At 59.2% G+C, this 20600-nt stretch carries 15 protein-coding genes; 10 read left to right on the top strand and 5 right to left on the bottom strand.

What is annotated here, in order from left to right; translation table 11 throughout:
* Positions 1–15: 15 nt before the first annotated feature.
* Together CJ255_RS10930 and CJ255_RS10925 are read left to right on the top strand one after the other, a co-directional pair.
* Positions 16–1935, top strand: a complete 1920-nt coding sequence (locus tag CJ255_RS10930; protein ID WP_097644136.1) for a glycoside hydrolase 5 family protein — start codon at positions 16–18, stop codon at positions 1933–1935.
* Positions 1932–4097 carry an ATP-binding protein gene (locus CJ255_RS10925; protein WP_097644135.1) on the top strand — a complete coding sequence of 722 codons (2166 nt, stop codon included), beginning with the start codon at positions 1932–1934 and terminating at the stop codon, positions 4095–4097. The genes CJ255_RS10930 and CJ255_RS10925 overlap by 4 nt, the downstream gene beginning before the upstream one ends.
* A 42-nt stretch (positions 4098–4139) precedes the next feature.
* Here the strand turns inward: CJ255_RS10925 and CJ255_RS10920 are convergent, their stop codons facing one another.
* The 4 genes from CJ255_RS10920 to CJ255_RS10905 all read right to left on the bottom strand — a co-directional run bounded on the left by CJ255_RS10920 (position 4140) and on the right by CJ255_RS10905 (position 10085).
* On the bottom strand, positions 4140–6191 hold the full coding sequence (locus tag CJ255_RS10920; RefSeq protein ID WP_097644134.1) for an anti-sigma factor: 2052 nt from the start codon (positions 6189–6191) through the stop codon (positions 4140–4142).
* 677 nt (positions 6192–6868) lie between these two features.
* A complete protein-coding gene (locus CJ255_RS10915; RefSeq protein WP_097644133.1) occupies positions 6869–7822 on the bottom strand; it encodes an AAA family ATPase in 954 nt (317 codons plus the stop codon).
* A gap of 328 nt (positions 7823–8150) precedes the next feature.
* The gene (locus CJ255_RS10910) at positions 8151–8888 is read right to left on the bottom strand and encodes a PIG-L deacetylase family protein (protein WP_097644132.1); all 738 of its coding nucleotides are present in this window, start codon (positions 8886–8888) and stop codon (positions 8151–8153) included.
* Between the two features lie 12 nt (positions 8889–8900).
* Complete coding sequence (locus CJ255_RS10905; protein WP_165774666.1) at positions 8901–10085, bottom strand: trans-sulfuration enzyme family protein; 1185 nt, start codon at positions 10083–10085, stop codon at positions 8901–8903.
* A 191-nt stretch (positions 10086–10276) separates the two neighbouring features.
* On the opposite strand from CJ255_RS10905, the gene CJ255_RS10900 reads away from it, so the two are divergent.
* From CJ255_RS10900 to rimO, 6 genes are all read left to right on the top strand, one after another.
* Positions 10277–10888, top strand: coding sequence for a MerR family transcriptional regulator (locus CJ255_RS10900; protein WP_097644130.1), 612 nt, complete (start codon positions 10277–10279; stop codon positions 10886–10888).
* Between the two features lie 149 nt (positions 10889–11037).
* Positions 11038–12384 (top strand): BCD family MFS transporter, encoded by a 1347-nt coding sequence (locus CJ255_RS10895; protein ID WP_245863325.1) that lies wholly within the window; start codon positions 11038–11040, stop codon positions 12382–12384.
* Positions 12385–12497: 113 nt separating this feature from the next.
* The gene (locus CJ255_RS10890) at positions 12498–13253 is read left to right on the top strand and encodes a DsbA family protein (protein ID WP_097644129.1); all 756 of its coding nucleotides are present in this window, start codon (positions 12498–12500) and stop codon (positions 13251–13253) included.
* A gap of 178 nt (positions 13254–13431) precedes the next feature.
* Positions 13432–14295 carry a helix-turn-helix domain-containing protein gene (locus CJ255_RS10885; RefSeq protein WP_097644128.1) on the top strand — a complete coding sequence of 288 codons (864 nt, stop codon included), beginning with the start codon at positions 13432–13434 and terminating at the stop codon, positions 14293–14295.
* A gap of 129 nt (positions 14296–14424) precedes the next feature.
* Positions 14425–14922, top strand: coding sequence for a YajQ family cyclic di-GMP-binding protein (locus CJ255_RS10880; RefSeq protein ID WP_097644127.1), 498 nt, complete (start codon positions 14425–14427; stop codon positions 14920–14922).
* A 3-nt stretch (positions 14923–14925) separates the two neighbouring features.
* Entirely contained in the window at positions 14926–16278 is a 1353-nt protein-coding gene (rimO, locus tag CJ255_RS10875) for a 30S ribosomal protein S12 methylthiotransferase RimO (protein WP_097644126.1), read from the top strand.
* Between the two features lie 170 nt (positions 16279–16448).
* On the opposite strand, the gene CJ255_RS10870 is transcribed toward rimO, so the two are convergent.
* The gene (locus CJ255_RS10870) at positions 16449–16871 is read right to left on the bottom strand and encodes a BlaI/MecI/CopY family transcriptional regulator (RefSeq protein WP_097644125.1); all 423 of its coding nucleotides are present in this window, start codon (positions 16869–16871) and stop codon (positions 16449–16451) included.
* A gap of 278 nt (positions 16872–17149) precedes the next feature.
* Here CJ255_RS10870 and CJ255_RS10865 point away from each other — a divergent pair, with 278 nt between their 5' ends.
* Both CJ255_RS10865 and CJ255_RS23525 read left to right on the top strand, forming a co-directional pair.
* Positions 17150–18181, top strand: coding sequence for a polyprenyl synthetase family protein (locus tag CJ255_RS10865; protein WP_097644124.1), 1032 nt, complete (start codon positions 17150–17152; stop codon positions 18179–18181).
* Between the two features lie 116 nt (positions 18182–18297).
* Positions 18298–20418, top strand: coding sequence for a hypothetical protein (locus tag CJ255_RS23525; RefSeq protein WP_165774665.1), 2121 nt, complete (start codon positions 18298–18300; stop codon positions 20416–20418).
* The last annotated feature ends 182 nt before the right edge of the window (positions 20419–20600 follow it).

Here is a 20600-nt window from a genome sequence, read left to right as displayed (position 1 = left end):
GAATTAAGGAGTCCTATGTCCCACCTCCCCCCCCCCAAGCCATGCTACCTGATCGCTACCATCTTCCTGCTGCTCGTGCTGCTGCTGCCCCAGCCTGCTGCTGCGGCCAATCTGCAACCAAGTGGCCGCCCAGGGCTCTTTGGGTTGAATATGTATATTACTGGGCGCGAACGCTCCGATGAGGAGGCGACCCAACTGGTGGAGCAGGCCCAGGCAATTGGTGCCCGTTGGTCACGTGAGGAGATCTGTTGGGCCTGTTGGGGCCGTGATGAGGCGAATCAGTTCTATGATGAACGCATCTCTATGCTCGCTGATGCGGGCATTGGGATTATTGGGATGCTCTTGACAACCCCAGAGCAGTTCCGCGATCCGAGTTGTGTCGCCTATGCGCGTGCCACCAATCAGCCTGAGTATTGGTGTGAGCCTACGGATATGGATGCCTTCGCCGCATGGGCCGGGCAGGTGGTGCAACGCTATAATGGCAATGGCTACCGCGATGCGCCTGGCTCCCCACGGATTGCCGTCTGGGAGATCTGGAATGAACCCGATATTGAGGATACATGGCTGCCCCGCCCGAACCCTGAAGCCTATGCTGAGATGCTGCAAAAGACCTATGCGGCAATTAAGGCTGCCGATCCAACTGCAATTGTGTTGAGCGGAGGGGTCTATGTCTTTGATGCGGTGGGGGAAGCTGGGTTTATGGATCGTGTGGTTGATCTCGCGGGTTGGGATAGCTTCGATGCGCTTTCGATCCATCCTTGGTTGATTGATCATGCGCCTGATGAGCCGAGTCTGATTAATCCGCGTGAACGCTATGATGTGACGATTCCGGGGCGTTTGGCGTTGGTGCAGCGTTGGATTGATGCTCGTGGCGGTGGTAAGCCGATCTGGATTACAGAGGTGGGTTGGAGTACCTGTGGTGCCGCCTGTGCGCCCCAGTTTGCCAAGAGCGAAGCGCAGCAGGCTAACTATATGGTTCGCACCTTTGTCTTGGCGGCGGCAGCGGGCGTTGAGCATGTTAGCTATTTCCAGTTGAGCGATAAGTTTAAGGGGGGCCAGCAGCCTTGGGGCCCGGCGGCGATTCTCAATGATGATTTTACCCCCAAGCAGGCGTATCAAGCCTATGGTACGCTGGTCTCCCTGTTGCAGCACGCCCACTACCAAGGGCTGGGTGCGGCCCATCGGGCTGGCAGTGTGGCTCACTACCGCTTTGGGTTGCCTGATGGGAGTAGTGTGGATGTACTCTGGGCTCTGAGGGGCACGCCTACGGTTGAGTTGCCCCTCAGACCCGGCTTCGCCCCTGCCCTCATTCAGCGCGATGGCAACGAGCAGGCTCTGGGCGGTCAGCAGGCACGCTTGACCCTCAGTGAGCAGCCGGTCTATCTGCGCCAATTGGCGGGCGGGGCGCGCAGTTTTGTCGAGACGGGCCATGTTGTGCGGGGGAGCTTTTTGCGTGCCTGGGAGCAGGGTGGTGGTTTGGCGATCTTTGGCCTCCCTTTGACCCCAGAGCAGGTTGAGTATGGAACTGATGGGCAGGCGCGCACGGTTCAGTGGTTCGAGCGTGCCCGCTTTGAAGCCCATCCCCAGTTTGTACCCCCGAATGATGTGCTGGCTGGTCGTTTAGGTGTTGAGTACCTTGAGCGGCGTGGCTTCAGTTGGCACGCCTTCCCAAAGGTGAGTGGCCCTGGGCCGGGGTGCCGCTTCTTCCCCGAAACTGGCCAGAGCCTCTGTGCCCCCTTCCGTGCCTATTGGGAGCGTAATGGCGGCTTGGCCAGCTTTGGCTACCCCATCAGCCAGCCACTCCACGAGCAGGTGGAAGATGGCCGCACGCTCTTGGTACAGTATTTTGAACGTGCCCGCTTTGAAGAGCATCCCGACCTGCCTGCAACCCAGCGTGTTCAATTGAGTCGGCTGGGTGCGGAGTTGTTACCTTGAGTGTTGTAGCCGCAACCGAATTGCTTGCGCTGCTTGGTGAGGCAACACGCATCCTCCATGCCACGTTGCCCCTAGAGCAGCGCATCCAGCGTCTCTTTGAACTGTTGCGCCCGGTGGTGCATTTTCGTGATGCCCGCTTGATCTGTTGGCTCCAAGGCGCACAACCAAAGACCGAACGCCAGCAGTTCTATTCGGCTGATGGCTGGCCCTATCCCTGGGACGATAGCCTGTCGCGCCGCGTGGCGCTTGATGGGGCATTGGTGCTACGCCAAATCGCGGTGAGTAATCCGGCAGCGGCGGGTGAGCATCTGCCAGTGGTGCAGGCCGCCTATTTGGGTGCCCCCATTCGCTGGGATCGCCGCCTCTGGGGCCTGCTTGAACTGCGCGCTGAAACGAGGAGTACCCTCGAGGGTACGAGCCGCGAACTGGTGGCTGCGCTCTTGCCCCAGTTGGCTGTGGCGATTGCCCAAGCCGGCCAGAGTCTGCCCCCAGCCCCAATTGGTGCCTCCGATGGTGCTACGCCCACCGGCCTAACCTTGGCCCCGCCCCGCTTGCAGCATCTGCTGGAGCTTGAAGCGCGCCTTGAGACCATGCTCAATCTGCCTGAGTTGCTGAGCCTCTTGCTGCGCCAAGCTTTGGCCGCCACTGGCGCTGAGGCTGGCGCAGTGCTGCTGGTTGACCAGAGTGCGGGTGAGTTGCTCCTGCATACTGCCGAGGGTTTGCCCGCCACTCCTTGGCATGGCCTAGAGGCCCAGCAGCATAAGCGCTTTAGTTGGGACCACGGCTTGGCCGGGCAGGCCGCCCGAATGAAGCGGGCCCTGTTGGTGCGCGATGTCACCCTGCAACCAGAGTTAGCGCCTGGGGGCACGGGGGCACGGGCCGGGCTCGCAGCACCAATTGTGATCCACGAGCGGGTTGTTGCTGTGATGCTGCTCAGTAGCAGCCGCTCCAATGCCTTTGGTGATCAGGAACTAGCCTTTATGCGGGCGCTCTGTGACCGCGCTGCCCTGCCGTTGAGCCGCACCCTTCACTACCAAGATGCCCTTGAGAGTGCCAATTACCTTGGTCAGGTCTTTAATAATCTGCCCACCGGCCTCGCTCTGCTCGATACCAATGGCAAAGTGGTGCGCGTCAATCCTGCCTGGACGAGCATCTGGGGCATCAAGGTACCGCAACGCCGCGATGCGTTCCACGTCGGCCTTGACCTGATTGAAGTGATGCTGCCACGCCTGACTGAACCACTGGCTGTGACTGAGTTTTGTAGGAAAGGCCAACGCCTACCCTCCGAGACGCTTGTGCTGCGGGTGCGCCTGATCAATCCCGTGCAAGACCTGCATATTCTCTCGGTTCCTACCCGCGATAGCCAGAAGCGTATCAGTGGTCGACTCTGGGTCGTGACCGATGTCACCCGTGAGGGCGAAGCCGACCGCCTCAAGAATGAGTTTGTCTCGATTGTCAGCCACGAGCTGCGTACACCGCTCACGTCCATCTTAGGCTACACCGAACTGCTCCTCAGCCGCGAATTTCAACCCGAAGAACGTATCCAGTTTATCAAAACAGTCTACGACGAAGCGGAACGCCTCTCCAAATTGGTCGAAGACCTCTTGAGTGTCTCGCGGATTGAAGCGGGCCGTCTCAAGCTCAACCGCTGGCTCAATTCGCTCAACAGCATCGTCAATGAACTAAGTACCCAACTCAATACCCAACTGGTTGTCCACCGGCTGCTCCTTGATGTTACGCCCAACCTCCCACCCGTTTCGATTGATCGTGACAAGATCAAGCAGGTTATTTTCAACCTCCTAAACAATGCGATCAAGTATAGCCCCAAGGGTGGCGAGATTACCTTAGAGATGCTTATCGCTACGCCCACACAGTTACCGCCCGAACATCCCCCTGGGCGCTGGATCAGAGTCGCCATCCATGACCAAGGCATGGGCATTGCGCCCGACGACCTGCCGCGCATCTGGGAGCGCTTCTACCGCGTAGATAACACCAACACCCGCCGGATCGGCGGCACCGGCTTGGGCTTAAGCATCACCAAAGCAATCGTCGAGTTGCACGGCGGCCAAATTTGGGCCGAAAGCGAACTGGGGCAGGGATCGAGCTTCTTCTTTAGCCTGCCGATGGCGAATGTAGAGAAGGATACAGAAATGAGAAAATAGAAAATAGGTTTGTGGCATCAGGATGCGCTGAATATCTCCAGACTATGGCGACAACTCTAAACGAAAAAGACCATCATGCGCCATGAGCGTATCGGGCGTAACGGGAACCATTGACTCAATCAGGGCTGCGAGTTCGGCCCGCGAAAAGCCCCAGGCATCAAGGCGTATGTTCAGGGTTGGGTCGAGATTGCTTGGCTCGGTGACAAAACTCGGCGTCCGGATCAGGGTCGCACGGTAGTGTCCGGTACGCCCGGCTACAAAGCTGACCTGCCAGGGGCCGAGTGTTTCAGCAGTGCTCGTGAGCGGCGCGGCGTGGTTAAAGCTCAAGATCAGCCGTCGTTGCGCCCCCAAGTAGACCAAGCCAAGCGGCTGGCTGAGCGAGCCCATCTGCGGGTTGGGCCAGACGAGCAGCGCCCGTTCAACGCCGGGCGGCGGTTGGCTGGGCAACCAGAGTGCCGGCGCTCCCGGCTCCAGCAGCCGTTCGGGGAGAGCAAGCAAACTTCTGTGCAACAGTGGTAGCGCAAAATCGGGGCTGGCACTTGGCAGCGGGGGCACTTCGCTAAAGCTGCCTAAGCCCGTCCATGCCCGCTCGATGCTAAAGGCTTCACGAAGTTGCTGGCTACCCACAAGCCACTCCTCTGCAACTAGGTTCCAGGTGATGCGGCTGACTTGGGTGCCACTGCTGGGGCCAACCAGTTCGGTCACGCGGTAGAGCAGGCCATCGTCGCTATCAATGGCTAACAGAACCGTAACGCGATCATTGCTGGCCGCAGGGCTATCGGCAGGGAAGCCAAGCGGACTCAGCAGCGAAAAACTGAGAATTTGCAGGGTGCGTCGCTCGTCGCGTTGCCGCCCAAGCAGACGCAGATCGCTGGCCTCCCGCGCCTGTTGTAAATAGGTGGTCGCAAGCGTCCATGGGCCACTGGCGAGCCGTGCATCGCGGGCCTGCTGCTGCTGGGTCGCATCGAGCAATTGACTACTCAACGCAGGTTCGCCGGTACGGACATGTACGGGCAGCCCACCGTAGAGCGCAGGCGCATAGGCAATATCAAGCGCATAGTTGAGCCGACGCTCACCGTCACCCAACTGCAACTCGTAGGGCGCACCACCGTCGCGGTGGCTGAACTGGAGCCGGTGGCGAGCGGGGTTGTTGGGATCGAGCCAGACTTCGGCCACCAAAGGTGCAAAGAGATCCTCGGCAAAATACCAGAGCGTCTCGTAGCGCGCATACCAGATACCGTTGCGTTGGGGCGGATTGGCATGGCGGGCCAGCGCTTGATCAAGGATCGCAATCGGATCGGCGGCAGCACTGGCGCTGCGCTCGACCACACTGACTGGTTCATCGAGAAAGCCGGGCAGCACCAAGCTGGCAATGAGTACCAACACAAACGCGGGGGCAAGGGTATGACGGAGCCACGCCCACGAGCGCGGCTTGCGTTGACGCTTCTGCAGCCGAGCAAGCAACCCTGCGGGCATACGCTGCTCACGCAGCGCATCGCGCAATACCGTCTCGACCGCCTGGGTAATCGCCAGCCAAGCCTGATCAAAGACGCGACAGTGGCCACAAGCAGCAAGGTGGCCACGGGCCGCACTGCTTTGGCGCGAACCAACCACCGGATCAATGCTGAGATGACGCACCCCCTGGCACTCCGCACCACTCACGCGGTCGGTGAGCGCTTGGCCTGCTGCGGGGCCAAGGGCACGCACGGCGTCAATCAGGGTCGCTTGGGCAGCCTCTCGTGGCAGATCCAACAGCCGGGCCAAGCGGGCGCTGTCAAAGCCCAACAGTAGATAGGCCACCAGCGCAGCCCGCTGCTCCAGCGTGAGCGCATGCAGATTGAAGGGCGCAAAGGGGCGCTGTGCAGGCCCACGGCGGCCCTTGCGGCCCTGCTCATAGCGCCGTGCCGCTTGCAGCAACGCCGCAAGCAGCGTCGTCTCATCGTGAGGGCCAGGCGGCAGCGTCACAGCCAACGCCCGCACCACCCGCTCGGCAGCCTGCGCGTCGCTCGTCAGCGCCAGCGCAAAGCGGTAGAGCAGGTCAGCATGGAGCGCGAGGCTCTGATCCTGATTGGGTGGAGAGGGAGAATTGGACATTTTAAGGGATGAAGGATTAAGGGAAGGTTTCAGAAAAGCAGAAGGTCGCTTTACCATCTTGCGAGGGTGCGTGAGGCGAAGAGGCGAAGACTTCGCGTCCTCGCGTCCTCGCGTCTTCGCAAACTGTAATGTGGCAACGAACCATCCCTAAGGGATGAAGGATTAAGGGATGAAGCAGGGCTGTAAGGGAAGCAGAAATTGTTGTTAGCGCGAAAAAGCTCTGGGCCGCGCCGCTTGGCTTCGACAGGCTGGTTTCGGCAGGCTCAACCACCGAGCCAGCGGCGCGGTGGCTGAGCCTGTCGAAGCCACCGCGAGGTCGCCTGCCAACCCAAGGCTTTTTCGCGCTAACAAATTGTTATGTATCCCAGCAGCCTGTCATGCTGAATAGTACATGGACGGGCATCGTAGTGCCGACTTATGGTCTTCCAGAAATTAATCCGGTGTCGCGGCACGGACTAGACCTGATAGATATGCCAGATCTGCGAGGTCTGGTTAGCGGATTATTTACTGGAAGACCATTAGTCGGCTGAGGTCTTTGGCAGCGATGGGAAGCCGACAGGCATCGTAGTGCCGACTTTAGTCGGCTGAGGTCTTTGGCAGCGATGGGAAGCCGGCTAACGCCGGCACTACCTACGGCCTCTCAGGGGGGGTGAGGGCCATCTAGGGCATTCTAATGCCTAACGCCGCGCCGCCCGCGCCCCCGGCACCGCGACCGCACTCAGAATCTCGTCAATCACGGCCTGCGCCGTCACATTGCGGATACGCGCCGCAGGGCTGACAATCATGCGGTGGCCCAATACGGCCAGCGTAAGCGTTTTCACATCGTCTGGGCTGACAAAATCGTGGCCGTGGATGGCGGCCCATGCCTGTGCGGTGCGGTAGAGCGCCAAGGAGCCGCGCGCACTTGCGCCCAGATAGACATCCTCATGGTGGCGTGTCGCCGTGGTGAGTGAGACAATATACTCTTCGATCAATTCGTCTACATAGACATCCTTGATCGTCTGTTGCAATTGAAGTAACTCATCAATCTCGGCAACCACAGGTAGCGCCTCGAGCGGATGGGCCTGCCGTTGACGCCGTAGAATGGCGATCTCATCATGGCGCTCCGGGTAGCCCAAGTGCAGGCGCAGCAGAAAGCGATCCAGTTGCGCTTCGGGCAGCGGGAAGGTGCCCTCATACTCAATTGGGTTTTGCGTGGCAAGCACAATAAAGGGGGCAGGAAGGTTATAGGTCTCCCCATCAACCGTAATCTGCCGTTCCTCCATCGCCTCTAGCAGCGCACTCTGCGTCTTCGGTGTTGCCCGATTGATCTCATCCGCCAACACAATCTGAGCGCACACCGGCCCAGGACGAAACTCAAACTCACGACTCTGCTGATTAAAGATCGAAACACCTGTCACATCCGAGGGTAACAGGTCGGGCGTAAACTGGATGCGCTTAAAAGTACCCCCAATCGAACGGGCAATACTCTTGGCCAGAACCGTCTTGCCAGTACCGGGCACATCTTCGAGCAAAACATGGCCACGACAGAGCAGCGCCACAAGAACCAATTCAAGCGCCTGACGCTTCCCAATGATGACCTGTTCAACATTCTGGAAGATGCGCTCAGCAAAGCTTTTGACTGACTCCAAACGAAACCTCGTGGTAGTGAGAAGAAACAGACAGAGGTGTTTTTATTTTCACCACAGAGGCACAGAGGGCACCGAGTTTTTGATGGCGAGAGATGGCTTCAGAAGCTGCCTGAAAAGCGAAATCATGTCGTTGCGCACGGCGAGCGCACGCTGGAGTGCCGGCTTCAGCCGGCTGAAGCCGGCACTCCAGTGCCAGATTATCGAGTTTCCAGACAGCCTCTCAGAAAGCGGATCTCAACATGGTAATTGCCTTGTCATGCACCGCTCTATGCCTCTGTGGTGCAAACCTCTATAACCTCGTACATGGAGTATACCATGACCCCTTGGCTCAATTCTCGACGCGGTGGTAGCTCTCGGCAAGAGGCAAGCCAAAGGGTTCGCCCCGCTCGGCAGCCCATTGGCGGATGCGCGTAGCCAGGGCGCTCTGATCATGCCCAATTTGGCTGACATGGCAGCCTAGAGCTGCCAGTTTGATCTCAATGGTGCGAGAGATGTCTACCGCATAGTTGAGATGGGGCGCACCAACAATGTAGAGTTCGCGCACACGGCTGGGCGGATAGCCCTCGGCCAACAATTCCGGGAAGTCCCAAGCATTCTGCGCGGCTGGATAGACCGCCGCCAGAGTTGCCGCGCCAGCCGCTAGATGGTCAGGATGAAAACGGCCCAGGGCATAGCTCGGCGTCCAGACGCGATCAGGCGACTGACAGATGAGCCGGTAGGCGCGCGTGCGCCGCATCTGGCGCACCAGTTCGCGGCGTAGCGCCAGGGTTGGCTCAAGCTGCCCATCGGGGTAGTCCAGAAAGACCACCTCGCTGATGCCCAAAACCGCTGCTGAGGCGCGCTGTTCTGCTTTGCGCGTCATGCTCATCATGCGCCGCGTCTCAGGGCTAACATCGGTCGCTTCATCAGGCCCGCCAGAGCCACCGTCGGTGCAGACCACGAGGGTAATCTGCCAACCTTCGGCGGCCCACCCCGCTACCGTGGCCCCACATGCAAACTCCGCATCATCGGGGTGGGCAACAATAACCAAAGCAGTACGCGGGCGATCAGATGGGTGTGCGCTCACAGGTCAACTCCTTCAACGCTCCAATGCCTGAGCCAAATCGGCAATAATATCCTCGGGGTCTTCGATGCCAACTGAGAGGCGCAAGAGCCCTTCGCCAATCCCAAGACTACGGCGGCGCTCACTGGGTAGCGCCCGGTGGGACGTGCGCGCCGGGTAGAGGATTTGGCTCGCTACCCCGCCAAGGGTCGTAACCGGCAGAATCATGCGTAGTTTGTCCAGAAAATGCAACACGGCTGCCTCATTGCCGCCCTGCAAGTCAAAGGCAACCATCCCGCCAAAACCGTTAGGCAACACATTTGCAGCAATGGCATGCTGAGGGTGCGAGGCCAAACCCGGATAGTAGACAACGGCAATGTGGGGATGCTCAATAAGCCATTCGGCAACAATGGTCGCGTTGCGGCAATGTTCGCGCATACGCAATGGCAACGTCCGCAAACCCCGCAGCGCGAGAAAGGAGGCATGCGGATCGAGCAGCCCCCCAGTCAAAATGGTGAGACTACGCAGCTCTTCGGCATACTCTTCGCGGGCCAACACGATACCGCCAAGCAGATCGTCATGGCCACCAATGTACTTGCTGAGACTATGGACAACAATATCGGCCCCCAACTCAAGCGGACGCATGAGGTAGGGGGTTGCAAAGGTAGCATCAACAATCAGTTGAGCTTCGTGTTCAGCGCAGAGCCGGGCGGCGGCGGCAACATCGCACAAGCGCAGCAGCGGATTGGAGATCGGCTCAACCAAGAGCGCCCGTGGGCGATGTTCAGCCAGGGCCGCCCCCAAGCTTGCACGGTCGGTTGCATCCACAAAGACCGGACGCACACCAAGACGACGCATCACCGTATCTACTAACGCGAACGTGGCACCATAGGAGTCTTGAGCCAACAAGAGTGTATCATTGGCCTGGAGGCCCGTCAGCAGCAGAGCTATATGCACCGCCGCCATGCCCGAAGCGCATGCCCGCGCCGTCTCGGCCCCCTCCAACGTACAGAGCGCCTCTTCCAGCGCCGCATTGGTTGGACTACCATAGCGTGAATAGGAAAAACCATGCGTCTCGCCGCCCAAGCGTGCGTGCAGCGTCGCCGCATCGGGGGCGCGGTAGCTCACGGCCAGATCAATCCCAGGTACCGAAGGCAACGACGATGGTCCCTCTTCCGGTCGCCCGGCATGAATCGCCGTGGTGAAGATCTTCTCGTTCATTAGGTAACTCCTCGCGAAAGGAACATTGCACCCATTGTACATTGCCTAGCTACGCATGTGGGATCGTGGGGGTGGGCAGTCACTCCCGAAAAAACTACGTTTGGTGCGGTTTGGCGGCTGCGCCGCCAAACCGCACCAAAAAACTGGTATAATCGCCCAACCATTGTATAGCTTTAGCAAGATTTTCGGCCATGAGCGCTGACGAGGAGTCGTACCTCTCGCTGTCGGCAGCAAGCAAACTGCTCGGTGTCCATAGCACAACCCTACGCCGTTGGGCTGACGCTGGTACCGTGCCGGTCTATCTGACACCGGGCGGACACCGGCGCTTTGTGCGTGCCGATCTGCTCAATCTGGCGCTGCGCCGTGGGGCGCATGGGCCAACTCTGAACCATGCCTGGGCCACCCAATCGCTCGTGCAAGCCCATGCTGATGTGGCAGCAACCAGCCCGCGCCCCGCATGGATCACCCAGATTGACGAGCCTGCCCGCGCCGCTTGGCGTAGCGTAGGCCAACAACTCATGGGGGTCGTCCTCCATTACCTCAACACCCCCCACGATGACGCTGAACTCTTGGCTGAAGCACGGCGCATTGGTGGCGAATACGCCCACCTCGCCCGCCACGCGCACATGCCGCTCACCGTCGCCCTCGAAGCAGCCCTCTTCTTCCGCGACGCCCTCGTTGATGCAGCCCTGCAGATCTCGGAGGAACTCCAACCACCCATGGCTGAACATGCCCGCCTCCTACGTCGCCTCAACCAGATTGCCAACGAAGTACAACTCGCTGTTGCAAGCCACTATGAGTAATGGAGTAGTAAGGGAAGGTCGCTTTACAAGCTTGCGAGGATGCGTGAGGCGAAGAGGCGAGGGCTGCGCGTCCTCGCGTCCTCGCGTCCTCGTGTCCTCGCAAACGGTAGAGCCTCCCCGAACCATCCTTCCAAAAGGAGAACACCCCGGTGAGCGACACCCCTCAGCGCTGGAATGTCCTGCGGACGATGAAGATTGGCACGTTTCACATTGGTTCGTCTTTTGTTGATCTGCTCACGTCGGGAGTGCTGAATCGGGTCTTGATCAGCGACCTGAACCTCTGGGCTGCTCCCGTCGCGCTGCTCTCAGCCCTGCGCTACTTGTTGGCACCGTTGAGCATCTGGGCTGGCTATCGCTCCGATACGCGCCCGATCTTTGGCATGCACCGTTTGCCCTACATCTGGGCTGGTCGCCTGCCGATGTTGCTCTCTTTGCCGCTCTTGCCTGTGATCACGGTGATGCTTGCCGCTGATCCCAATTCGATTCTGGCGTGGACGTTAGCCGTCTTCTCGTTTATGATCTATGGCGTGGGTACGCTCATTTCGGGCAGCACCTACATGGCCCTCGTGCGCGACACCGCTCCGCCCGAACGCCGGGGCCAAGCGCTCAGTATTGTGCAGATCTTCCTGATTGTGAGCTTCCCTATTGCTGGGGTGGTCTATGGCCTGATGATGCCAGTCTATGATCCCGGTACCTTTTGGGTGATTACGCTCACCGGCATGGGCATTGCTGCCTTCTGCTTCTTCTTTTCGCTCTTGGGCGAGGAGCGCCCCGGCCAATCGATTGTTGCCGATACCCCCACGGAACACGTCCCCTTCCCGCAACTCTTGCGCGAAATGTGGGCCGACCGGCGCACGCGCCTCTTCTTTGTCTTTATGGCCCTGGGTGCCGCGAGCGCCTTTGCCCAAGATGCCGTCCTCGAACCATTTGGCGGCCAAGTCTTCGATCTGCCTGCGGGCGATACCACCTTGTTCAATGCCTATTGGGGCGCTGGGGTGGTCTTGAGCTTGCTTACGACTGTCTTTATTACCCGCCACCGTCAGGCCCATGAGCAGACCGGTACAACCATTATCGGCCTCGTACTCACTGCCCTACCCCTCGCCCTCTTGGGCTTTGTCTCGCTTACCAAAGCCGAGATTCTACTCATTCCAACCCTCTTCCTCTTCGGGGTGGGCTTTGGCATCTATACGATCGGCGCGGTCTCATTGCTCATGGCAATGACCTCCGATAGCCGGGCGGGGGCCTACTTGGGCCTCTGGACAATTGCCCAGTTGCTCTTTCGCGGGATTGGCATCTTCTTGGGTGGGGTCATCCGCGATGTTGCCTATATCATTACACAGTCGTACACAATCGCATATGCCAGTGTCTTTTTCCTTGAGGCGATTGGGCTCTTTGCCTGTATTATCCTTATTTTGAAAGTGGATGTGCCCAGTTTTGCACGCAGTGTCGGCAATGTGCGAACCCCAGCGGCCAACTTGGCTGCTGCGGTTGATTAGATGCTGTCTGAAAAGTCTGTGAACTAGCAGTGGAGTGTCGGCTTCAGCCGGCTAAAGCCGGCACTCCAGCGCGTGCCTACGAGCTTTTCAGACAGCCTCTTAGGAGGTTTGGCATGAAACATCTGATTTGCCTGTGTTGCCTCATGCTGCTGATCAGCCTCAGTGCGTGCGGCACTGAGGCTCCAACGAGTGAGACCCGTTCAGAGGTGGAGGTGCGCCAGACAGAAGTGGCCTTGAGCGGACGGCCCACCTTGGTCGCCGTGCCTGCTGGTGCGACGCCAGCCGCCCCCCCGACTGCCGCACCCTTGCCCGATGTGGCGACTCTCCTTGGGCTTACGGATGATGATCCCCGCGCCTTGGGCGATCCGGCAGCGCCCGTCTTGATCGTAGAATTCACTGACTACGAGTGTGCCTTTTGCCAACGTTTTGTCGCCGAAACCAGAGGCCAACTGATCGCACAGTTTGTCGAGACGGGCCAGGTGCGCTTGGTTGTACGCGACTTCCCCTTGAGCGACATCCATGCCTCGGCCATCCCGGCTGCGGTTGCGACCCATTGTGCTGCCGAGCAGGGCCAATTCTGGGCCTACTCTGAACAGCTCTTTGCCTCCCATCGCAGCGAATGGGGCGGCGTACCCAACCGTGATCGCGGCTACTTCCTCGAACTGGCCCGCAGTATGGGCCTTGATGAGGCCAGCTTCAGCCCCTGCCTCGATGACCCCGCCCGCGCCCAGGCGGTGCGCGACGAGCAAGAATTGGCTCTGCGCCTCGGCGTCAACTCCACCCCCAACTTCCTGATCAATGGCCAACTTGTGCGCGGTGCCCAACCCCTGCGCGTCTTTGAGGATTTGATCAACCAGTTGCTGCCGTAGTGCAACGAGCGTCATATGTAACGTTAACGTAATACTATGGATCAAACCTTTGCCACACTATGCCACATAGCATGGTATAATGTGGGCGCTCAACCCCAATGACCCGTAACGATTTTTTAACATCCGCGTTGAGTAGAGCCTGACAACCCATCCACCCAAGCTTGAAAGTATGAGTGGTATGAGCGATCTAGGAACGCGCCTGCGTGAAGCACGTGAGCGCCAAGGACTCTCGCTAACCCAAGTTGCCCTCGATACCCGCATCCTGCAACAGTCGCTCGTTGCCCTCGAAGAGGGTGCCTTCCAGCGGCTGCCCGGCGATGTCGTGATTCGTGGCTTTATTCGTAACTACGCTCAGTACCTCGGCTTGAATCCCGATGAGATGGTTGAACTCTATCGCAGTGAGCGTGGAGTGACCGATCCGATTCGGGTGGTTCCGGTCACCAAACCGCCCTCTACGCGGGCCTATGTGCTGCCGAGTTTCTTTGGTGTCTTCTTTGTTACTATTGCTCTGATTGGCATGTCCTATATTACGCTGAATGCAGTGGGGCGCATTGGCGACCGTGTGACGCCCATTGCGTTGGCGGCACCAACAGCGACCGTTCCGCCCCCTTCGCCGCTGCCTACCTCTGCCCCTACGCTTACCCCGCTCCCTCAGCCAACCCCCACCCCCCGCGATTCATTCATAGCAATTGGTGATCCGCCTGATGAACTTGATCCATCTGAAACAACCAATACGGTAGCCGGTGGAGTTGATCCCGATCCGGTGCTTACCCCTACCCCTGCGGCACCCATTACCATTGAATTGGTTATTCCGAATGTGCGCGGCAACGAGAACTCGTGGGTGCGTGTGCAGACCGATGGCAACACCGCGTTTGAGGGCGTCATGCGTGCCGGTGAGCATTTGAACTTCTCGGCCCAACGACGTGTGCTTGTGCGCGCCGGTAATCCGCCCGATGTGCTTGTAACCGTCAATGGTATCCGCCAAGGTGCCCTTGGCCCCAATCCTGGCCAACCAGTGGATTGGCCTTGGCCCCCCAATTGATCCTGTTGGAGACGCGGGAACGCGAAGACGCGGAGACGCGGAGACGCGGAGACGCGAGGGCGCGAAACCGCATCCCGCATCCTTCATCCCGCATCCTTCATCCTTCATCCCTCATCCCTCATAAAACCTATGGCTGCTGATAATAGTTTCGACATCGTATCCGACTTCGACCACCAAGAGGTGGTCAATGCGGTTGATCAGGCGCTGCGTGAAGTCCAGACGCGCTATGATCTCAAGGATACTAAAACAACCCTAGAACTCACCAAGACCGAATTGACGATTACGACGGCAAACGAACTGGCGCTCAGTAGTATCCGTGATATTGTGCAGACCAAAGCTCTGCGCCGCCAACTCTCGCTCAAGATCTTTGACTTTGGCCCGCCAAGCGATGTCAGTGGCGCACGTGTGCGTCAGGTGGCGACCCTACGCAAGGGTATCAATAGCGATATGGCCAAGAAGATTGCGAAGTTGGTGCGCGACCAGTTTCCTAAAATTCAGCCCCGCATCCAGGGCGAAACCCTGCGCGTCACATCCAAGAGCCGTGATGACCTGCAAGCGGTTATTAAGTTCCTGCGTGAACAAGAAGATAGCCTCGATATTCCCTTGCAGTTTACCAATTATCGCTAGGCAATGAAATACCATATTCTCACGCTTGGCTGCCCCAAAAATGCGGTTGATAGCGAAGCGATGGATGGGTTGCTTGCTGCTGCGGGCCATAGCCCCGTGGCCGAGCTTGCTGCTGCCGATCTGATCATTGTGAATACCTGTAGCTTCATTGCCACCGCTCGTGATGAGACACTCCAGACCTTGCAGCAGCTTGCTGCGGCCAAGCGTCCCGACCAGCGCCTGATCGCGGCTGGCTGTATGGCTCAATCCCACCAAGAACTTGTTGCAGCCCTGCCAGGCGTGGATCAGACCCTCTCGACCCGCGAGTGGATGCGTGTGGTGGAACTGGTTGCGCCTGAACCTGCTCGCCCCACAGCCCAAACGATGATTGCGTTGGAGCCTGCACCCTCCACGCCTAGCCATGGCTATGCCGATTGGCGTACCGCTCCTATGCGGCGAACACGCAGCACCCCGTCAGCCTACCTCAAGATTTCTGATGGCTGCAATCTGCATTGCGCCTTCTGTACCATTCCGAGCTTTAAGGGCACCATGGCCTCGAAGCCGCTCGATGCGATCCTTACCGAGGCCCAGCAGTTGGTGACCCATGGGGTGCGTGAATTGGTGCTGGTGGCTCAACATCTTACCGACTACGGGCGCGATCTGGGTATGTCCGATGGCCTTGCGACCCTCCTCGCTGCGCTCTGTCAGGTCTTGCCAGCGCAAACATGGGTGCGCTTGATGTATGCCTACCCCCACGCAATCTCTGAACAACTCATTGATGTTATGTCAAGCCATCAGCAGATTGTCAAATACCTCGATCTGCCGCTGCAACATGCCCACCCCGAAACCCTGCGGCGCATGCGTCGCCCCCCCGATACGGAGCAGACCAAGCGGACCATCGCTGCGCTGCGTGCGACCATGCCCGACATTGCGCTGCGCTCGACCTTTATCGTTGGCTTTCCTGGCGAAACCACCGCTGAGTTTCAGACCCTCTTGGCGTTCCTTGAAGAGGTGCAACTCGACCGCGTTGGTGCCTTTCGCTATTCGCAAGAACCAGGCACCCACGCCGCCAGCTTGCCCCATCAGGTGCGCCCCCATGTGATCGAACGACGTTGGCACGCCTTGATGCAGCTCCAGCGTGAGATCTCTGTTCAGCGCAATGCCCGTTGGCTTGACCGCGAGCTGCCCGTCCTGATCGAAGGTCAAGGCCAGACCGATGATGACCGCCCCCTCAGCCTGGGGCGCTCCTTCCGTGATGCCCCCGAAGTGGATGGCCACGTCTTCGTCTGGGGCTCCTATGCACCCGGTAGCCTCGTTCCTGTCCGCATTACCCAAACCAGTGCTTATGATCTCTGGGGCATCCCCACGATCTTATGAAGGGTGTTGTTCGGCGTTGGCGGCTTCGCCGCCAACGTCGGACAACATATCTTAGAGGCTGTCTGAAAAGCCTATAGTTTGGCGTTGGAGTGCCGGCTTCAGCCGGCTAAAGCCGGCACTCCAGCGTGTGCCCCCCGGCTTTTCAGACAGCTTCTTCATCCAAAGCTTGACTACAGCCCCCCGGTGCGCGACTGAATGACCTGCTGGAGCCGTTCAAGTTCGCCCGGATTGTTACGTGCAAGATAATCAACCATATATTCAATTGCAGTATCACTATAATCATCAAGTAGACCGTCAAGCACTTGGCGTACTACCAACTGCACAAAATCCTCTTCCGTAATCGCTGGAGAATAGACATAAGCAAGGCCTTCGCGATGACGGTTGAGCACACCTTTTTCCGACAAGCGACTCATGGTGGTCATGACCGTCGTATAGGCAATGTCGCGCTCCTGTGCCAGCCGACGATGCACCTTCTTCACCGTGCTGCGTTCGTCTTCCCACAGAATCTGCATGATCTCCGTCTCGAGTGGCCCAAGTACCTTCACCAAACCATCTTTTGCCGGACTGAAGCGAAAACGCATATTGAGCGGCATAACGGCTCTCCTTTCGCGGGTTGCGGGCTGCGTTTGTCTGAAGGCTCTGGTTCAGCCGGGAATGATGTTCGCTCCGCTGCTGCTCTAGCCCTCGTCCTACCGCCTTACATATGCAGCAGTGTACTAGCCGCTCCGCTCTGATACAATGGATATATGTTACGCGAGGATTACAAAGGTCTGCTCAGGTAAGGTTGTTTTAGCCCATTGGAAAGCAGTATGTACTATTTAGCCTCGTACTACATACAACGCTCAGTGTAAGGGGTTTAACTGATACCACTATGACAACATCTGACAATCGGCTGAATATTCAAGCGGCGATGCGGGCGACGTTTCCAGAGGTTGAGGCGCGCATTGCGCCCTTCTACCACATGCAGGAGTACCACCTGGGCTGGCGCGATCAGCACCTCGCCCCCGCCGAGTCCGACCCTGGGAAGCTCATTCGCCCCCTCTTGGTGCTGCTTGCCTGCCAAGCTGCCGGTGGCGATGCCCAACAGGCCCTGCCGTTGGCCGCAGGTATCCAACTGCTGCACGACTTCACCCTGATCCACGATGACATTGAGGACGATAGTGCCACCCGCCGTGGACGCCCAACCCTCTGGTCGCTCTGGGGCTTGGCTCAAGGGATTAATGCCGGCGATGGGATGTTCGTCTTGGCCCACTTGGCGATACATCGCCTTCACGCTCTGGGGGTGCCCCCAGAGCGCACCTTGACCGTCCTGCGCCGCTTTGATGAGACCATTCTGCGGGTCTGTGAGGGTCAGTTCCTCGATATTAGCTTTGAGGGTGATCTCAGCATTACGCCCGAAGATTACCTTACAATGATTGAACGTAAGACCTCGGTCTTAATTGCGGGGGCCTGCGAGCTGGGCGCGATCGTCGCTGGGGCCTCTGAGACCACCGTGAACACCCTTGCAACCTTTGGGCTGAAGGTTGGCCTGGCCTTCCAGATTGAAGATGACATCTTGGGCATTTGGGGTGAGCCTGAAGTCACCGGCAAGCCGCGTGCCGCCGATCTCTACCGGCGCAAAGTCAGCCTGCCGATCGTCTATGCCCTCGCTCATGCCGCCGAACGTGAGACCCTCGCGCAGATCTATCGCGCTGGCGAGCCTGATGCTGCGGCGGTGCAACGCTGTTTAGCCATCCTTGATGCCGTTGGCGCACGCGACTACTGTGCCAAGGTGGCCCAAACCCACCATAGCGCCGCCTTTGCCGCCCTTGCCCAACTCACGCCCCCCGCCGGTACGCCTGCCGCCACTGCGGTGCAACACCTGCATGCGCTCGCGAGTTCCTTAATTGGGCGGAATACCTAAAGGGAAGGAAGTAGAAACGAGCAAATAGGAAATAGGTTTGCGGCATCAGGATGAGCTGAATGCCCCCAAACGGTAACGTAGCATGAAACCATTCCTAACATGATGATGGGGGAATCATGTCCTCCCAAGAACCTGACCTTCCCCATTACCCACCTGCGATACCACCAAGCGAAAGCATCATTACCATTGGAGCCGGGAGCCAGATTGGTGCTATTTCGCTTGGCACTGTCGCTGGGCGGGACGTGATCACCCATAACACGGTGATCCAGCCTGCTGCACCACCAAAGGCCGAGCGCGTGCCAGTTGCACGTCCGCTGCGGCCCTTGCGTACCTTTCGTGACCGCGAGCGTGAATGTGAGCAACTAACCGCTGAACTGCGCCCCCAAGGGGGCGCATGGCTTTTTGGGCCTGCTGGGGCGGGGTGTTCCGCGCTGTTACGCCAGATCGCGAGCCAGCCCCACGCCGCCCTAGCCGATGGGGTTGCGCTGCTCTCCCATAGCGACCTGCTGGCCTCTCGTGCTGCCGAAGCACCCGACGCTGCTCTCATGCTCGATGATGCTATCCAGCAGATCTTCGAGCGCTTCTACCGCAGTAGTGATCCAACCCAGCGCATTCGGGTTGGCATCGCCCAAGCCCAGGGCTATTTGGGACAACTCGAAGCCTTGATTCTGCTGGATCGCCTGCCGCTGAACCGTAGCCAGCACGAGCGCCTGATTGATAGCCTTACAGGTTGTGCGCTCTTTGTGGCAGCCCCCGGCCCGCCTAGCGACCTGTTGCTCGGCCTCGCGTTGGGCGGGCTCCCCGCCACCGACGCCCAGCACCTTATGCTCACCAGTAGCGGCTTGACTGAGCCAAGCCCCGAAACTCTGGAACAATTCCACGCACTGGCTGCGCGGCTTGAACACCTGCCCCTGCCAATCATCCTGGTGGCTGCGCTGCTACGCGAAGGGCTTACCACCGTTGCACCGCTGCTCAATGCAGCCCAGCAACTCCCCTCAACCATTACGCCACTCCAATGCGCCTGCCAACTCATCCTGCCGCTCCTCACCCCAATCCAACGGCGCATCCTCGTGGCATTGGTCGTAGCGAATCCCGATCTTGAACTCGACGCCCTCGCAGCGAGTTGTGCTGCACCTGCGCCCAGCCTGCACGAACCATTAGCTCAATTGCAGCGCTTGGGGCTCAGTGAGGGTAGCGCGGAGCGCTATGGCATCAATGCGGTAAGTGTGCGCCAAACCCTAGCCCAACTCCTGCAAACAAGCGAAACAGAGCAACGGGCCGCCGCCTTCTTCGCTGCCGCAGCCCTTGCCAAGGGCGATCAGCCTGCATGGATCGCCCAAGAGGCGGGTAATCTCTGGCAAGCGGCCCTCACAGCCGAGCGCGAAGCAATGCCGGGCTTGGTTGGCCCCCTTGTACGCACGCTCCATCCCCACGTTGTACTGCGGGGTCACTGGAGTGCATGGCAAAGCCTGGCCCACGTAGCGCAACAAGCCGCCGAACGCGAACATGATGAAGCTCTACGCGCTTGGGCGCTCCACGAACAAGGCGTACTAGCGCTTGTCCAGCAGCAAATCCCCCTGGGTACCAAGTTATTACAAGAAGCCTTGGCACTGCGGGCAAGTCAACAAGACCCAGCCTATCGCCTCACTCAAGACCTTATCACGAGCTTTGCTGCCACACCAGCGCCCACGCCATCCCTGAGCAAGAAGCCAATCCTCCTTGCCATGCTGCTGATCGTTCTGCTGGGTAGTCCCCTGTTCTTCTTCAGTCAACGTAGCAACACGCCTCTACCTCCACTTGCAACACCAACAGCGATAGCAACCACGAACCCAAGTGGCCCGATTGCACCACCAACGTCAACCTATGCTACGCCCCCAAGCCCCACCGTTGAGCCCACCGCAAGTGCGCTGGTAGCAACTGCGACAGATGCGCCGACTGAAGAACCCACCTCCGCACCCCCGCCCGATACCCCCACCCCCAGCGCCACCTCCGCACCCCCGACCGATACCCCCACCCCCAGCGCCACCTCCGCACCCCCGACCGACACCCCCACCCCCAGCGCCACCTCCGCACCCCCGACCGACACCCCCTTCGCCCCCCCAACGCCCACTGAAGAACCTCCACGTCCTGCGGAAGACCCCACCAGGCCCGATGAAGACCCCACGCCCGATGAAGACCCCACGAGACCCGATGAAGACCCCACGCCCGATGAAGACCCCACCAGACCCGCTGGTTAATGAGAAGCTCTCTGAAAAGTTTTGTTAGCACGAAGAAGCCCTGGGCCGCGCCGCTTGGCTTCGACAGGCTCAGCCAGCGGCGCGGTGGCGCGGTGGCGCGGTGGCGCGGTGGCTGAGCCTGTCGAAGCCAGCCTGTCGAAGCCAGCCTGTCGAAGCCAGCCTGTCGAAGCCAGCCTGTCGAA

The organism is Candidatus Viridilinea mediisalina (genome assembly GCF_002532535.1).
Classification (GTDB): domain Bacteria; phylum Chloroflexota; class Chloroflexia; order Chloroflexales; family Chloroflexaceae; genus Viridilinea; species Viridilinea mediisalina.
The sequence above is the reverse complement of the archived record's forward strand: the minus strand, read 5'-3'. Positions and strand labels throughout refer to the sequence as shown.

Excerpts from the sequence above, each read along its gene's own strand:
- CJ255_RS10930 (WP_097644136.1), top strand. The coding sequence starts at position 16 with ATGTCCCACCTCCCCCCCCCCAAGCCATGCTACCTGATCGCTACCATC.
- CJ255_RS10920 (WP_097644134.1), bottom strand. The coding sequence starts at position 6,191 with ATGTCCAATTCTCCCTCTCCACCCAATCAGGATCAGAGCCTCGCGCTC.
- CJ255_RS10905 (WP_165774666.1), bottom strand. The coding sequence starts at position 10,085 with ATGAACGAGAAGATCTTCACCACGGCGATTCATGCCGGGCGACCGGAA.
- CJ255_RS10900 (WP_097644130.1), top strand. The coding sequence starts at position 10,277 with ATGAGCGCTGACGAGGAGTCGTACCTCTCGCTGTCGGCAGCAAGCAAA.
- CJ255_RS10890 (WP_097644129.1), top strand. The coding sequence starts at position 12,498 with ATGAAACATCTGATTTGCCTGTGTTGCCTCATGCTGCTGATCAGCCTC.
- CJ255_RS10885 (WP_097644128.1), top strand. The coding sequence starts at position 13,432 with ATGAGCGATCTAGGAACGCGCCTGCGTGAAGCACGTGAGCGCCAAGGA.
- CJ255_RS10880 (WP_097644127.1), top strand. The coding sequence starts at position 14,425 with ATGGCTGCTGATAATAGTTTCGACATCGTATCCGACTTCGACCACCAA.
- rimO (WP_097644126.1), top strand. The coding sequence starts at position 14,926 with ATGAAATACCATATTCTCACGCTTGGCTGCCCCAAAAATGCGGTTGAT.
- CJ255_RS10870 (WP_097644125.1), bottom strand. The coding sequence starts at position 16,871 with ATGCCGCTCAATATGCGTTTTCGCTTCAGTCCGGCAAAAGATGGTTTG.
- CJ255_RS10865 (WP_097644124.1), top strand. The coding sequence starts at position 17,150 with ATGACAACATCTGACAATCGGCTGAATATTCAAGCGGCGATGCGGGCG.
- CJ255_RS23525 (WP_165774665.1), top strand. The coding sequence starts at position 18,298 with ATGTCCTCCCAAGAACCTGACCTTCCCCATTACCCACCTGCGATACCA.